The following is a 14,852-nucleotide window of genomic DNA, read 5'->3' as shown; positions in this document are numbered from 1 at the left end:
AGGTTTAAGAGTTATGCCGCTGGTGCGTTTGGACATCTCTCATGTTCGCAACCTTTCTAGTGTGCGCTTTGAACCTTCGCCCCAAGTAAATGTGATTGTTGGCAAAAATGGCAGCGGTAAAACCTCTGTGTTGGAAGCCATTCACCTATTGTCGTTTGGTCGCTCCTTTCGTAGTCACAAGCACAAGACCTATATTCAACACGAAAACGAGGCTTGTATTGTCTTTGCGCAGCTTCAACAAACGCATGGTAGTCCGATCCGTGTCGGCTTACAGCGCTATCGTGATGGTCAAATTGATGTCCGCATTCAAGGACAGCGTGCGCAATCTGTTATTGAGCTTGCAGAACGTCTTCCAGTACAGCTCATTAACCCTGATGCATTTCGATTATTAGAGGGTTCTCCGAGCATTCGACGCCAATTTATTGACTGGGGGGTGTTTCATTTCGATAAAGACTTCATTCAAGCGTGGCGAGGCTGGCAAAAAGCATTAAAACAGCGGAATACCTTGCTCAGACGTGGTAAAATATCCCTCAGTTTATTGGCGGCATTTGATCAGGAATTGATCCGACTGGGTGAGCAAGTCAATCAATCTCGCAAAGCGTATGTGGAAAAATTAACACCGCATTTTGTGAAGGTGTTATCGCTATTAACCACAGAGCTTTCGGTGAATTTGCAGTTCTTTCAAGGCTGGGATGCACAGAAAAATTTAGCAATGGCGGTTGAAGCGGGACGTGAGCGAGACATCGAGTTAGGTTATACGCACACAGGCCCTCAAAGAGCAGATTTACGAGTGAAAACGGCGACGGGAGATGCGTTAGATACGCTGTCTCGTGGCCAACAAAAACTTGTTGTTTCCGCGTTAAAAATTGCTCAAGGACAGCTACTGATCGATATGGGTCGCCCTCTGGTATTTTTAGTGGATGATTTACCAGCAGAGTTGGACGCTAACCACAGACAGAAACTTTGTCAGTTGTTGGAGTCATTAAACAGCCAAATTTTTATTACCAGTGTCGAGCCTGACACAACGGATTTTACTTGGGCCGACACAACAGACGTTCGCCAGTTTTCTATGACTAATGGTGAATTGTCTTTATTGAGCAAAGGTTTGCAGGAGAGTTAAATGAGTGAAAATAAATACGATTCGTCTAGTATCAAGGTGCTCAAAGGGCTAGATGCCGTACGTAAACGCCCTGGCATGTACATTGGTGATACTGACGATGGCACCGGTTTGCATCACATGGTGTTCGAAGTCGTGGATAACTCCATCGATGAAGCCCTTGCTGGTCACTGTGACACGATCACAGTACTGATTCACCCTGATGAATCGATTTCTGTTTCGGATAACGGCCGTGGTATTCCGGTTGATATACACGAAGAAGAAGGCGTTTCTGCCGCTGAAGTTATCATGACGGTACTTCACGCTGGTGGTAAGTTTGACGATAACTCATACAAAGTTTCCGGTGGTCTTCACGGTGTAGGTGTTTCTGTTGTAAACGCTCTATCTGAAGCGCTTACTTTGACCATCCGTAAAAACGGTAAAGTTTACGAACAGTTATATGTGCATGGTGTTCCACAAGCACCATTGGCTATTGTTGGCGACTCTGACGGCAAGGGAACAACAGTTCATTTTAAACCTTCTCCTGCTACTTTTAACAACATCTTATTTGTTTATGACATCTTGGCTAAGCGCCTACGTGAATTGTCATTCTTGAACTCGGGCGTTGCGATTAGACTCAAAGATGAGCGCTCTGGCAAAGAAGATTTCTTTAACTACACCGGTGGTTTGCGTTCTTTTGTTGAGCATTTGAATACTAATAAAACACCAATCAACGATATTTTCCACTTCATCTGCCAACGCGAAGACCTAGAAGACGGTATCGCCGTAGAAGTCGCATTGCAGTGGAACGAAGGCTTCCAAGAAAACATCTACTGTTACACCAACAACATCCCACAACGCGATGGTGGTACTCACCTTGCTGGTTTTCGTGGTGCTTTGACTCGTACCCTAAACACTTTCATTGAGAAAGAAGGTTTAGCGAAGAAGCAAAAAGTGGCAACAACAGGCGACGACTGCCGTGAAGGTTTGACCGCGATCGTATCGGTGAAAGTACCGGATCCGAAATTCTCTTCTCAGACCAAAGATAAATTGGTGTCTTCTGAAGTAAAAACAGCAGTAGAACAAGAAATGACTAAGCGTTTCTCTGAGTTCTTACTAGAGAAACCAAACGAAGCCAAAATCATCGTTAACAAAATGATCGATGCGGCTCGTGCGCGTGAAGCAGCGCGTCGTGCTCGTGATATGACTCGTCGTAAAGGCGCGTTAGATATCGCAGGTTTGCCAGGTAAATTGGCCGATTGTCAGGAAAAAGACCCAGCGCTTTCTGAAATTTACCTAGTGGAGGGTGACTCTGCAGGTGGCTCGGCAAAACAAGGTCGTGATCGTCGTACGCAAGCTATTTTGCCTCTTAAAGGTAAAATCTTGAACGTCGAAAAAGCCCGTTTTGACAAAATGCTGGCGTCTGTTGAAGTTGGCACCCTGATTACTGCATTAGGTTGTGGTATCGGTCGTGACGAATTCAACGCCGACAAATTACGTTACCACAGCATCGTTATTATGACCGATGCCGACGTCGATGGATCGCACATTCGTACCTTGCTTTTGACCTTCTTCTTCCGTCAAATGCCAGAAATCATCGAACGTGGTCACATCTTTATTGCACAACCGCCTTTGTTTAAAATCAAACGTGGCAAGCAAGAACAGTACATCAAAGACGAAGCTGCGATGGATCAACATCTAATCGAAGTGGCACTTGATGGCGCTCATATGCACGTTAACGAAGATGCTCCAGGCATCCAAGGCGAGCATTTGGCGAAATTAGTACGTGATTACATTCACATTGAAGCCGATGTTGAACGTTTGTCTCGTGTGTATCCAAAAGATGTAATGGGTAAACTTCTGTACTGCAAAGCGCTAACACAAGAAGATTTAACCAAAGAAGCAGCGGTTATGGAATGGGTTGAAGCTATCCGTAGCCAAATGCCACAAGATGCTCGTACTGGTTTCCGTTTTGACTTCTCTGTAGAGAAAGACGATGAACGTAATATCTACTTACCAGTAGTCGATATCATGTCTCATGGTGTATCGAACCGTTACCGTTTTGAAGGCACTTTCTTCAACTCACCAGAGTACAAACGTATTGTTGCTATGTCTGAAACCGTAGCTGAATTGTTTGGTGAAGAATCTTTTATCCAGCGTGGCGAACGTCGTGAAGCAGTGCACACCATTAGCGACATGAAAGCGTGGTTGATGAAAGAAGCGTCTCGCGGTATGACTATCCAGCGTTATAAAGGTCTGGGTGAGATGAACCCTGAGCAACTTTGGGAAACCACAATGGACCCAGAAGCGCGTCGCATGCTTCGTGTTACCATCGACGATGCTGTTGCCGCTGACCAAATGTTCACAACCTTGATGGGTGACGAAGTAGAACCACGTCGTAACTTCATCCAAGAAAACGCCTTGAACGTAGCGAACCTAGACATATAAGTCTTAGTTTAATCAATAAAAAAGCGGTTAGAGTGAAAGCTCTAACCGCTTTTTTTATACTTAATTTTTTATACCCAAATTTAGGTGTAAAAACTTACAACGCCGCCTTGATGCTGTCTTCAATGGACGTCGTAGGACGGCCAATTAGCGTTGATAAGTCTTTGCTGTCACTGAACAGGCCGCCTTTCGATGCGCCAGCTTCTGAATCGGCAAGAACCGCTGCAAAGCCCTCTGGAAGGCCAACACTTACAAGAATCTTGGTGAACTCTGTTTCAGGAACATTTTGGTACGCAACGGTTTTGCCTGATACTTTGCTAATCGCTGCAGCGTATTCGCTTAGAGTGAAGGCGTTGTCACCTGCTAGTTCGTATACTTTGCCAGCTTGTCCGTTTTTAATAACTACCGCTGCGGCCGCTGCGGCATAGTCTGCACGTGCTGCAGTAGACAGTTTTCCATCTTCAGCACAACCCACAACACCATGCTCTAGTGCACCTGCTACGCCCATTGTGTAGTTTTCTGAGTACCAGCCATTGCGAAGTAGTACATAAGGTACGCCAGATTTCGCTAACAGATTTTCTGTTTCTACGTGTTCTTTTGCCAAAATAAGAGGCGATTTGTCCGCGTTTAAGATACTGGTGTAAGCAATCAAAGCGACGCTAGCTTGTTTAGCGGCATTGATTACGTTGCTGTGCTGAGCAGTACGTTGACCCACTTCACTTGAAGAAACTAATAGTACTTTTTCCACGCCTTGCATTGCTGCAACAAGAGAATCAAGGTCGCTATAATCCGCTTTGCGAACTTGAATGCCCTTTTCTGCTAAATCGACGACTTTCTCTGGGTTACGAACCGCTGCCACGATTTGGTTTGCTGGTGTGGTGTTTAAAAGGTTATCTATAACTAAACGGCCAAGTTGGCCAGATGCGCCAGTAACTAAAATCATAATATTCTCCTTTGAGTTTTAAGTTGATGGAAGTAGAATATATCACTAACAAACTTTTAGTAAGTACGTACAAAAAGGTAAGTATGGGAAATAATTTACAAACTTCACAGAACGGCATGTCGCGCTTATTTGATAAAGGCGATGTGTTTTCAGACAAATGCCCTTCACGTGATATTTTGAAACATGTCACCAGTCGTTGGGGTGTGTTGGTGTTGGTTGCTCTTAAAGATGGTGACACACAGCGCTTTAGTGAATTGCGTCGTAAGATTGTGGGTGTCAGTGAAAAGATGCTCGCGCAAACTCTTCAAGCCTTGGAATTAGATGGCTTTGTGTTACGTACTTCTTATCCTGTGGTACCGCCTCATGTGGAATATAGTTTGACGGATTTAGGGCTAGAAGTGTCCGTTCGAGTGGCTAGTTTGGCTGATTGGATTGAAGACAATATTACCGATATTTTGGCTATACAATCCCAACGAAATGAAGAGTTAGCTTCTTAAATGTATATATATTAGGCTTAAATTTGAGAGTGAGAACTTACACTAAATTACTTATTTATAATAATCACTTACCTTTATCACCGTTGATTAATTGTATTTTGCTGTTTTTGTTTGGCGCTTTTTGTGTGCAGTCTTGGGCAGTTTGTACAGAGCTCTCCGCCGTCACGGCGAAAGTGCAAGCAGCAAGTATGACGCACAAAAACAGGTGTTTCTGTTTCTTGCTGACTTAGACCAGCAAGAGGTTTTAATGGCAAATTCATCCCCTGCGCCCAAAGTTGAAAATCCGTTTCTAGGTTGTATTTTTGCTCATCGGGCAACAAATTATTTATAGCAATTAACGCACTCATTAACTGATCAGCAAGCAAACCTTGATAAAGTGCAGGTCTTCCACCAAAGGCATCAACATGAGCTGTTTCAAAGGATTGGAACATCGTATTGAGCTGTTCACTGGCTGTTTTTATCAGCGTCTTGTGACTTCCCTCTTGCCACATTCCATCGGGTAAAAAATACCCAGCGACCATCTCGCCACTTTGCTTTTGTTCTATTTCTTGCAAGCGCAACGGCACAGCTTTGAGCTGATAAACGCAAATCATCGCCAGATAGATTGGTTGCCAGCAAGCCAACCCCCAACATCGAATACGCCAATAAGGCGCACCCGTTTCTGGGTGCGCCTCTTGTAGTGTTTCATGTAAAACAAGCAATGCTTGCCCTGGCTCTTTGGCTGACAAGTTTGTCGTGCTTTGTTTTTTATCAGACAAACTTTCTTGCCCATCCAGCACAGCAATGTAAGATCTTGCAATGTTGAAAAGACGATCTATAGGCCTTTCGATTTTTCTATACCTCTAGTATTGCTGCTAAGTTGTGCTATGAAATGTTTAGAACTCATATCGTGCACTGACTTCGAAGGCTCTTTCATCTCCGAACCAGCAGTTGGATTCGTCGTAGCAGCTGTAATAGGTTTCATCAAATACGTTGCTCATCGAAAACCTGACACTGGCTCCTTGCCATTGCGCAGACAGCATTGATAAGTCGTAACCTATCGATAGATCGACCAAGGTAAAAGACGGTACGGTATTAGAATTTGCTGCGTCGAGCTGCATTTGGCCAACATAACGTACGCCTGCACCGAGTGATGTACCGGCTAATCTTCCTTCGGTTGGCGTATAAGTTAGCCAAGTATTAAATTGCTTTTTGGGTACCCAAACCGGCGTATTACCTTCTATGCCGCTGTTGTCTTTGGTGACTTCAACGTCTTGAAGTGTATAGGCGGCTTTTACGGTAATGTCAGATGTGATTTCTTTTTGTAACTCAAGTTCGATACCGCGAGATTGCATTTCTCCTACTTGAACTTTTTGGCTGTAGTCTGTGCTGTCTGGATCGCGGGTAAGCACATTACGTTTAGTGATCTCAAAGGCGGTCGCACTGGCGGTAATATCTCGTTTTTTGTATTTTAGGCCGGCTTCCCATTGATCTGCGGTGGAAGTATCAAAGGTCTTTCCTTTGCTGTCTGAGCCTGTGACAGGCTCGAAGCTTTGGGCATAGCTAATGAATGGCGCTAGGCCATTATCAAATTCATACAGTGCGCCGGCTCGACCACTAAATTGGCTCTGATCGACTTTGGTGTTTGTTATATTTCCGTATTTACGACCCTTTTCAGTTGCTTTAAATTGATCGTAGCGGCCACCGGCAATAAAGACCCACTGATCAAGGCGTATTTGATCTTGCAGATACACGCCCGTTTGTTCTTTGTCGATAGTGAAATCGCTGCTGTAACCAGACCCAGCAAAATCAAGGTTATCTCTAATAATCTGGTCGTGATTTGGGTTATATAGATCGATGCTAGGCGCTACAGCATCTTCGTATATAACGTCAGATTTGAGCTTGAGGTAATCCACGCCGACCAAGACATTATGTTCGGCATTGCCAATATCAAAAACGCCTGAAAATTGGTTGTCTATATTGATGCCTTCCGATTTTTCATCAGTCAGGTAAGCACGACGATTTAGAGTTCTTTCATCACTGTCTAAAGAGGAAGAGTAAGTGTTCTCTTGGTAAACTTTTGCTGTAGTGAAACGAGCATTTTGAAGAAAGCTCCAAGTATTATTTATTTTATGGTCGAGTTTATAGCCAAGTAAAAGTACATCTCTGTCGTAGGTTTCCCAGTTTGTGTCGCCCGCATAAGCATCTGCAGACAGTTTTCCATTGGTGCTGCTATAGACGGTTCCTTTTGATGGCAAGGTAGAATAAATACCCATGCTTGGATCTTTCTGATAATACAGATTGAGGTTAAGCATAGTGTCATCACTGATTTTCCAATCAATAGATGGCGCTATCATGATGCGTTCTTCTTCTGATGTTACAGCTTGTCCGTCTTTTTTACGAAATAGACCGACGACGCGATAGTTCATTGTGTCGTTAATCGCTCCAGTACTATCGATTTGTGTTTCGCGTTTATTATCGCTACCTAATGTTACTTCCACACTATGTTGGCTTTCAGATTGAGGCGTTTTACTGATGAGGTTCACCATGCCCCCAGGAGGCATAGCGCCATAAAGTGTTGAGGTCGGGCCTTTAAATACTTCAACTTGTTCTACCGCTGCCATATCGATTTGTGGTTGTAGGTTCCAATCGTTATAGAGTAATTGCAGTCCGTCATAATAGGCTTTGTCATTTTCAAACCCTCGGATATTAAAAAAATCCAATCGTGTTACCGCTCCGCCACGTAATTCAGTGTTAATACCTGAGGTGTATCGAACAGCTTCCGCAACGGTTTCCGTGCCTCTTTGTTGTAGTGAGCTTTGTTCAATCACTGAAATAGCTTGGGGTGTTTCTTCTGGATCTAATTGGGTTTTTGTCGCTGTATTTCGATAAGTCTGCCCCTTTACCACTAATGCGCTTAATTGATCTTCTGAGCTTGTATCTGTTGCTTCTGACGTATCAGCTGCGAGAGAGTAAGACGGCACTGAGGTAATTGCTAAAGCAAGCAAAGTGAGTTGGAAATGCACAGACGGTTTCATGTTAACTCCGGAAATAGAATAAAACAATATTGATAATGAATATCATTCTACTTTTATTGGAAATATAAAACTTAACTTTTTGGTGCATCTTCAGTAAGAGGAAGAGAGAGGAAGAAATCATTGGATTAGATTATATAAAAGCTATCTTGGCTTGATCGGAAGCCAATATTCCATATAGCTCTGAGGACTGTTTGGATCGTAATCTGGCTCGTAAACTTCTAATTCGTAACCTTGTACTCCGTAATAATTGGACTCAGGTAACCATTGGTAGATAAACCACTCTAGTGCTTTTTCAACTGCCGAAGATTTTCCATAAACGGGAATGACGGCGTATTCTTGAAGTGGAACCTTCACCGTATCTAGTAGAATGGTATTAAATGGGTTGGCGCCACTAAAAATGGTTGGGGATGATGTTTTTATTGGCTCTAAGTACCCGGCCCAATAAAGCATTTGATCTGGATGTTGGGCATGGTCCTGAGTGTCTATTATGCCAATTGGACGATAGCCTTTTGTAACTGTCTTTACTTCTGAAATAACTTGAGACCAAAGCCGTGGAACGCGTTCTGAAAAATTCGGAGAAGCTGAAAATAGTCCCCGAATCCAATCGTATCTGCCTTGAATGTGAAAACCATCGCGACTTTCAATACGTATTTGAGTGAATGTTTTTGGCGTCTCTGTCTGGGCTTTATTAGGGCATCTATATTGTAGTGGCGTACGTAATCCATGACGTTTTCCACGTTGTCGATAATCCCTAGGGGTACAGTTGAACATTTGTTTAAAGGCGCGGGAGAAGCTTATTTCCGAATCAAAACCACATTGCATCGCAATATCTACATGCCTATTTTTACTTGATAGTAACAGTTCTGCAGCTTTGCTTAAGCGTAATTCCCGAATGTATTGAGCAACGCTAAGACCAGTTGCTTGACCAAATACTCGTTGAAACTGCCAGCGCGACCAGCAGCTTTTTTCCGCCAAGCTAGTGACATGAATAGGTTCATCCAGATTTTCGTGGATGTAGTCTAAAACCTTTTCTATACGAGTAAGTCTGTCTTGGTTAGCCATAAGTCGATTTAGGAAAAATAATAATCATTATTATCTATTTTATTTTTAATGCCAATCGATTCTATGGTCGTTAGAGATTTTGTTATTGGTGGCTATTAATTAATCAAGTTGCGTGATTAAATCAAAATCATCTTTATACCATTCAAAAATAATATTTAAAATGGATGTTGCCCGATGAATGAATTAACTCGAACTGCGCTGTATTGTGCCATGTTTATTGCTGTCGGCGCGGTCGCGGGCTTGCTAGGACCGAGTTTGATTTACTTGGCCGACTTAATTGATGCCTCTGTTGCTGAAATCTCAATTGTTTTTACTGCGCGTGCCATAGGTAATATTCTCGGCGCTTTGTTGGCGGGGAGGATGTTTGATCGCTGGCAAGGTCATCATTACCTTATCGTAATGCTGCTCTGCATGATTACCGGATTGGTGCTGGTGCCGTTCTCGACTGGATTGTCGATGCTGGTGGTGTTGTTTTTCTTGCTAGGCGCGACAGAAGTATCGGCTAATGCGGGTGGCAATATGATGATGCTGTGGCTGCATAAAGAAAAAGTTGGCTCTTATGTCACCATTTTACATTTGTGTCACAGTGCTGGATCTATGCTTGCACCCTTGATTTTGGTGTTCGCTCAGTGGACGGGTCATGGTTATGGCGCAGGTTATTGGATGGTGGCGCTTTACGCTTTGCTTCTGCCGTTGTTGTTATGGCGACAACCGAGTCCAACCTTCGAAGTCCGAGCCAGTGAAGTAGTGCCAGCGACAAAACAAAAAGCGACTTTTTTGGCATTTCTAACTGTCATTTTCTTATATGTGGGTTTTGAAATAACTATCGCTGGTTGGATCAGTACTTATGCTGTTCTGTCTGGTGAAGATCAAAATACCGCGGCTATTTTGGTTACTTGGTTCTTTGTGAGTTTGTCGTTGGGTCGTTTGTTCTCGGTATTTTTGTTGCGTTGGATTACGCCCCGACAAGGTATCTATGGTTTGCTGGTGGTGAGTTTCAGCGGAAGTTTGATGATGATTTTTTCCGATGCTTCGTTAGTGGTGATTGCCTTGTGGTTGGGTTTGGGATGTTCGGCATTTTTTCCAATGTTGTTCTCCTATGCCAACAGCATTATGGCGCTCAATGGCAAACGTACGGGGTACGTTTTTGTGTGTTGTGGATTAGGTGCTTTGGTGGCACCGTCGTTAACTGGGCCAATTATCGAGGTCTTTAGTGCCGCAGCGTTTCCGTATCTTTTATTGGTTCTAGCGTTATTAATGGTGTTTAGTTGGCAGAGATTGGCTGGGATGACGCGAGGCAGTTAGCTGTTGCATTCGAATACCTTGTTAGTGAATGTCCACTAACAAGGTATTTTTTTAGATTGTAAACTCTCTAAATCCGGTTAGCTGTATTTGTGCAGTGTCGCAATGGTGAATGCGGCAAGATCTGTGTAGACGCTGAATGGGAAGTCTATCGTCTTGTACTGCGTTTCACGGCCCTTTCCTGTTAAAACCAATACTGGTGAACAACCACGAGCATTTCCTGCCTGAAGATCTCGTAGAGAGTCTCCGACCATAATGGCTGGGTTGTCTTCGAATGATAAGCCTAGTTCTGCTTCAATCGCTTCAATCATACCGCTTTTGGGTTTGCGGCAGTTGCAGTCATCATCTGGGCCATGAGGGCAGTATTGAATGCCATCCACTTTACCGCCTTCTGCTTTGACTAGCGCGGTCATTTTATCGTGCATGGCATGCAGTGTGGCTTCGTCATAATAGCCACGAGCAATGCCTGATTGGTTAGTTACCACAAAGACTTTAAAGCCTGCTTTGGACAATGCCGCAATGGATTTAATGCTGCCAGAGATAGGCTGCCACTCATCGACAGATTTTACATAAGCGTCTGAGTCTTGGTTAATGACGCCGTCTCGGTCTAATAGAATGATGGGTTTAATTTGCGCCATAGGAATGCCTTTTTTGAATTACGTTGTTTGTTTCGTTACTATTTCATCATGGTGTTGAGCGTTATTTTACTTCACCAATCGCTGCGAAGATGGCGTTACGACAGGTGCGGCTAAGATCATTTGGCGCTAGGCCGATATCCAGTCCTCGTTGTCCGCCGCTGACATAGATTTTTTCAAACGTCTGTGCACTTTGGTCAATACAAGTGATGAGGCTTTTCTTTTGCCCTACTGGGCTGATACCGCCAACCAAATAACCAGTAAGTCGCTCGGCATCTTTCACGTCTGCCATGTGTAATTTTTTAACGCCTAGCGCACTGGCAGCTCGTTTTAAATTTAAGGTACCAGTCACTGGCACAATGGTGACGAAGGTATTTTTGTCGTCGGTGACTAATAGAGTCTTGAACACACAAGAAGGATCGAGATTGAGTTTCTCTGCGGCCTCTTCGCCAAAATTAGAACAATGTGGATCGTGTTCATATTCGTGAATACTAAACGCAATCTTCAGTTTTCTAAGTTGGTTAATCGCCGGTGTCACTGTCTTGATCCTTATGCGTTATCTAATTTTAGCGCTTTCTATTTTTGCCAGAACATTGGCGTGAACAACACCAATAAAGTAAATACTTCCAAACGACCCAACAACATAGAAAAACACAGCATCCATTTTGCAGGGTCGCTGACGCTGGTAAAACTGGAAGCTACGTCGCCCAAACCTGGCCCCAAGTTATTTAATGTCGCAGCAACGGCAGACCAAGCCGTTACCTGATCTAATCCTGTTGCCATTAGGCCAATCATTAGCACCACGTAAACTAATAAGTAGGCTGAGAAGAATCCCCATACCGCAGACACAACTCGTTCATTGATGGCTTTGCCGCCCACCTTAACCGGAATAACAGCGTTTGGGTGAATCAAGCGTTTGATCTCTCGCATACCTTGCTTGAGGATCAGAAGTATACGAATAACCTTCATACCACCACCGGTCGAACTGGCACAGCCACCGACAAACGAGGTGACGATCAATAAGAAGGGTAAAAAATGCGGCCAGCTAGCAAAGTCTGATGTACTGAAACCGGACGTTGTCGCAATTGATACACTCTCGAATACAGCATAGCGTATTGAGGTACTCCAGTCGTAAGTCGACGTCATAGCAAGTACGAGAATTGCCAAAATAACTGTGCTGGAAAGTATCAATAAAAAGAAACGTGCTTCCGGATCTTTAAAATAATGCCACACGCTTTTGTGACGCCAAGCGTAGAAATGCAGTGCGAAGTTGAACGCCGATACAATCATAAAGAAGGTACAAATCATCTCAATAGCGACACTATTGAAATAACCAATACTCTCATCATGAGTCGAGAAACCACCAATAGCCACCGTTGAGAAACTATGACAAATCGCATCAAATAAACTCATTCCAGCGATCCAATAACCCAAGGCACAAACGCTGGTTAAGGTCGCATAAATGTACCAAAGTGCTTTCGCAGTTTCGGCAATTCGTGGTGTGAGTTTAGTGTCTTTTACGGGCCCCGGTGTTTCAGCGCGATACAGCTGCATACCACCGATGCCCAACATCGGCATGATGGCAACGGCCAATACGATGATACCCATGCCACCTAACCAAGTAAGTAACTGGCGATAAAACAGAATTGATTGAGGTAAAGCATCAATGCCAGTGAGTATGGTTGCCCCTGTTGTAGTGAGTCCTGAGATAGATTCGAACAAGGCATCTGTGAAAGTTAGGTCTGGTGTTTCGGCTAAGAAGAAAGGCACCGAACCGAACAAGCCTAGTACTGTCCAGAACAACACAGTGACTAAGAAACCATCACGAATTTTTAACTCCCCACGTTCATTCCGAACTGGGAACCATAGAAGAAAGCCGCCTAATAAATTCACGCCCAATGCATAAAGAAACGCATTGAGTGCGCCATCAGAATAAATCAAAGAAACGATAATGGGTGGAATCAGCGACACACTGAACACCATTACCAATAATCCGATGACACGTAAAATAACACTAAAATGCATACTTGCTTCCTAGACCCCGACGTCATTCTTGTGCCGGGTCAATGTTAAAAATCAGGTGAAGCCAATTGAGTCAGGCTTCTATTTTTTGCTAAAAAGCATTCAAATTAAAAGAAGCTTAAACCCACTTGGAATAGCTGCTCTACCGCTGGAATTTGTTTTTTGTTGGTCACGAAAATGATGACGTGATCTTCTGCTTGGATCACCAATTCGCTGGTGGCAACAATCAAATCGTCTTCACGAACGATGGCGCCAATGGTTGCGCCTTCAGGCAAATTCAAATTGGCAATACTGCGGCCAACCACTTTTGAAGAACGATAATCACCGTGTGCGACCGCTTCTAATGCTTCCGCAGCACCTTTGCGCATCGAGTGAACGTTTACCACGTCACCGCGTCGGATATAACTTAATAGTGAACTGATGGTGGTTTGTTGTGGCGAAATCGCAATATCGATCATGCCTTCTTGAACGATGTCTACATAGGCTGGGTTATTGATGATGGTCATAACTGTGCGAACGCCGAGTACTTTTGCCAGCATGGAAGACATGATATTGGCTTCATCGTTATTGGTTAATGCACAGAATACGTCAGTGGATTCTATATTTTCTTCAAGCAGTAATTCCTGCTTAGACGCATCGCCGTTTAGTACTATGGTGTTGTCCAAAGTTTCAGACAAATAACGACAGCGTTCAGGATCACGTTCGATGATTTTAACGCGGTATTCTTTTTCTAAACTCTGTGCCAAACGCTCACCAATGTTACCGCCGCCAGCGATGATAATGCGTCGATAAGGAACGTCCAAAGGACGCAGTTCACTCATCACATCTAATACGTCACGTTGAGCGGTTAGAAAGAAGACTTCGTCGTTAGCGCGAATGTGTGTGTTGCCGTCAGGAGAAATAGATTTACCGTCACGATAAATTGCTGCGATACGAGTTTGGATTGATGGCATGTGTTCTTTCAAAAAGCTGATTGGTTGATCGATCAGTGGACCACCCTTTTCCGCTTTGACTACAACTAACTGTACTTTGCCTTCCGCAAATTCCATAACCTGCAACGCGCCTGGATAACGAATCAAGCGGCTTAAATGTTTAGTCACTTCTTTTTCTGGGCTGATACGAACATCCATTGGAATAGCTGAATCAACAAAGAGTTCTGGATAATTTGCATAAGCGCTAGAACGGACGCGACCTATTTTAGTCGGTGTTTTAAATAAGGTATGAGCAATCTGACAGGCGATCATATTGGTTTCATCTTGGTTACTCACCGCAATGAGCATGTCAGCATCGTTGCAACCGGCTTGATCTAATACAGCTGGGTGTGAGCCACTGCCCTCAACTGTTTGAATGTCGAGACGATCTTGCAGTTCTCTAAGGCGGGTTAAATCTGTATCAATGACGGTAATATCGTTATCTTCACTTGCCAAGTTTTCCGCAAGCGTGGCGCCAACCTGCCCCGCGCCTATAATGATGATTTTCATAGTCTGCCTTAGAGCGTGATTTTTTCGGCTCTTTGTTTAGTGTATTAATTCAAATGTCAAAATTGAGTCGTTTGGGTTGATCGAGCGTGCATAATTTTTGCTCGAATCAAGTAGAGCAAGTTTACCCACATAAGGACAATTATTTAACTTGAACTTGATAAATACTCGTAATTATTTTGGATGATCATGTAATGAGATTTCTTTTGTTACTTATCCAGTGTTGAAACTGAGAGGCAAGTTCGCTATCAGCATGGACTAATATTAATTGAACTCAAAAAAATGCCCAACAAACTGTGTTTCATGTGAAACAATTTGTCGGGCCTTTTTATAAAACGACTTATTTTTCAGTCAT

The 14,852-nt window shown here is 43.6% G+C and carries 12 protein-coding genes; 4 read left to right on the top strand and 8 right to left on the bottom strand.

Going from position 1 to position 14,852, the window contains the following annotated elements; translation table 11 throughout:
* Positions 1-13 precede the first annotated feature (13 nt).
* Both recF and gyrB read left to right on the top strand, forming a co-directional pair.
* Entirely contained in the window at positions 14-1,120 is a 1,107-nt protein-coding gene (gene recF, locus BUA59_RS08610) for a DNA replication/repair protein RecF (protein WP_072839313.1), read from the top strand.
* Complete coding sequence (gene gyrB, locus BUA59_RS08605; protein ID WP_072839312.1) at positions 1,121-3,544, top strand: DNA topoisomerase (ATP-hydrolyzing) subunit B; 2,424 nt, start codon at positions 1,121-1,123, stop codon at positions 3,542-3,544.
* A 94-nt stretch (positions 3,545-3,638) separates the two neighbouring features.
* Here gyrB and BUA59_RS08600 read toward each other — a convergent pair whose 3' ends face one another.
* Positions 3,639-4,484 (bottom strand): SDR family oxidoreductase, encoded by an 846-nt coding sequence (locus tag BUA59_RS08600; RefSeq protein ID WP_072839311.1) that lies wholly within the window; start codon positions 4,482-4,484, stop codon positions 3,639-3,641.
* 83 nt (positions 4,485-4,567) lie between these two features.
* On the opposite strand from BUA59_RS08600, the gene BUA59_RS08595 reads away from it, so the two are divergent.
* Positions 4,568-4,981 (top strand): winged helix-turn-helix transcriptional regulator, encoded by a 414-nt coding sequence (locus BUA59_RS08595; protein ID WP_072839310.1) that lies wholly within the window; start codon positions 4,568-4,570, stop codon positions 4,979-4,981.
* A gap of 77 nt (positions 4,982-5,058) precedes the next feature.
* Here the strand turns inward: BUA59_RS08595 and BUA59_RS08590 are convergent, their stop codons facing one another.
* From BUA59_RS08590 to BUA59_RS08580, 3 genes are all read right to left on the bottom strand, one after another.
* Positions 5,059-5,781: a siderophore ferric iron reductase gene (locus BUA59_RS08590; protein ID WP_281251014.1), complete on the bottom strand. Its 723-nt coding sequence runs from the start codon at positions 5,779-5,781 to the stop codon at positions 5,059-5,061.
* Between the two features lie 75 nt (positions 5,782-5,856).
* Positions 5,857-7,998 carry a TonB-dependent siderophore receptor gene (locus tag BUA59_RS08585; protein WP_072839308.1) on the bottom strand — a complete coding sequence of 714 codons (2,142 nt, stop codon included), beginning with the start codon at positions 7,996-7,998 and terminating at the stop codon, positions 5,857-5,859.
* Between the two features lie 141 nt (positions 7,999-8,139).
* Entirely contained in the window at positions 8,140-9,060 is a 921-nt protein-coding gene (locus tag BUA59_RS08580) for an AraC family transcriptional regulator (protein WP_072839307.1), read from the bottom strand.
* A gap of 174 nt (positions 9,061-9,234) precedes the next feature.
* On the opposite strand from BUA59_RS08580, the gene BUA59_RS08575 reads away from it, so the two are divergent.
* Positions 9,235-10,365, top strand: a complete 1,131-nt coding sequence (locus BUA59_RS08575) for an MFS transporter (protein WP_072839306.1) — start codon at positions 9,235-9,237, stop codon at positions 10,363-10,365.
* A 77-nt stretch (positions 10,366-10,442) separates the two neighbouring features.
* Here BUA59_RS08575 and gmhB read toward each other — a convergent pair whose 3' ends face one another.
* The 4 genes from gmhB to trkA form a co-directional block, all read right to left on the bottom strand.
* Positions 10,443-11,000: a D-glycero-beta-D-manno-heptose 1,7-bisphosphate 7-phosphatase gene (gene gmhB / locus BUA59_RS08570; protein ID WP_072839305.1), complete on the bottom strand. Its 558-nt coding sequence runs from the start codon at positions 10,998-11,000 to the stop codon at positions 10,443-10,445.
* Positions 11,001-11,061: 61 nt separating this feature from the next.
* Positions 11,062-11,535 carry a Cys-tRNA(Pro) deacylase gene (gene ybaK / locus BUA59_RS08565; RefSeq protein ID WP_072839304.1) on the bottom strand — a complete coding sequence of 158 codons (474 nt, stop codon included), beginning with the start codon at positions 11,533-11,535 and terminating at the stop codon, positions 11,062-11,064.
* Between the two features lie 38 nt (positions 11,536-11,573).
* Complete coding sequence (locus BUA59_RS08560; RefSeq protein WP_011977851.1) at positions 11,574-13,022, bottom strand: TrkH family potassium uptake protein; 1,449 nt, start codon at positions 13,020-13,022, stop codon at positions 11,574-11,576.
* A gap of 104 nt (positions 13,023-13,126) precedes the next feature.
* Entirely contained in the window at positions 13,127-14,500 is a 1,374-nt protein-coding gene (trkA, locus tag BUA59_RS08555) for a Trk system potassium transporter TrkA (protein WP_072839303.1), read from the bottom strand.
* Positions 14,501-14,852 lie beyond the last annotated feature (352 nt).

The sequence above is a fragment of the Marinomonas polaris DSM 16579 genome, from assembly GCF_900129155.1.
Classification (GTDB): Bacteria; Pseudomonadota; Gammaproteobacteria; order Pseudomonadales; family Marinomonadaceae; genus Marinomonas; species Marinomonas polaris.
This window is presented reverse-complemented; position numbering and strand designations above follow the sequence as displayed.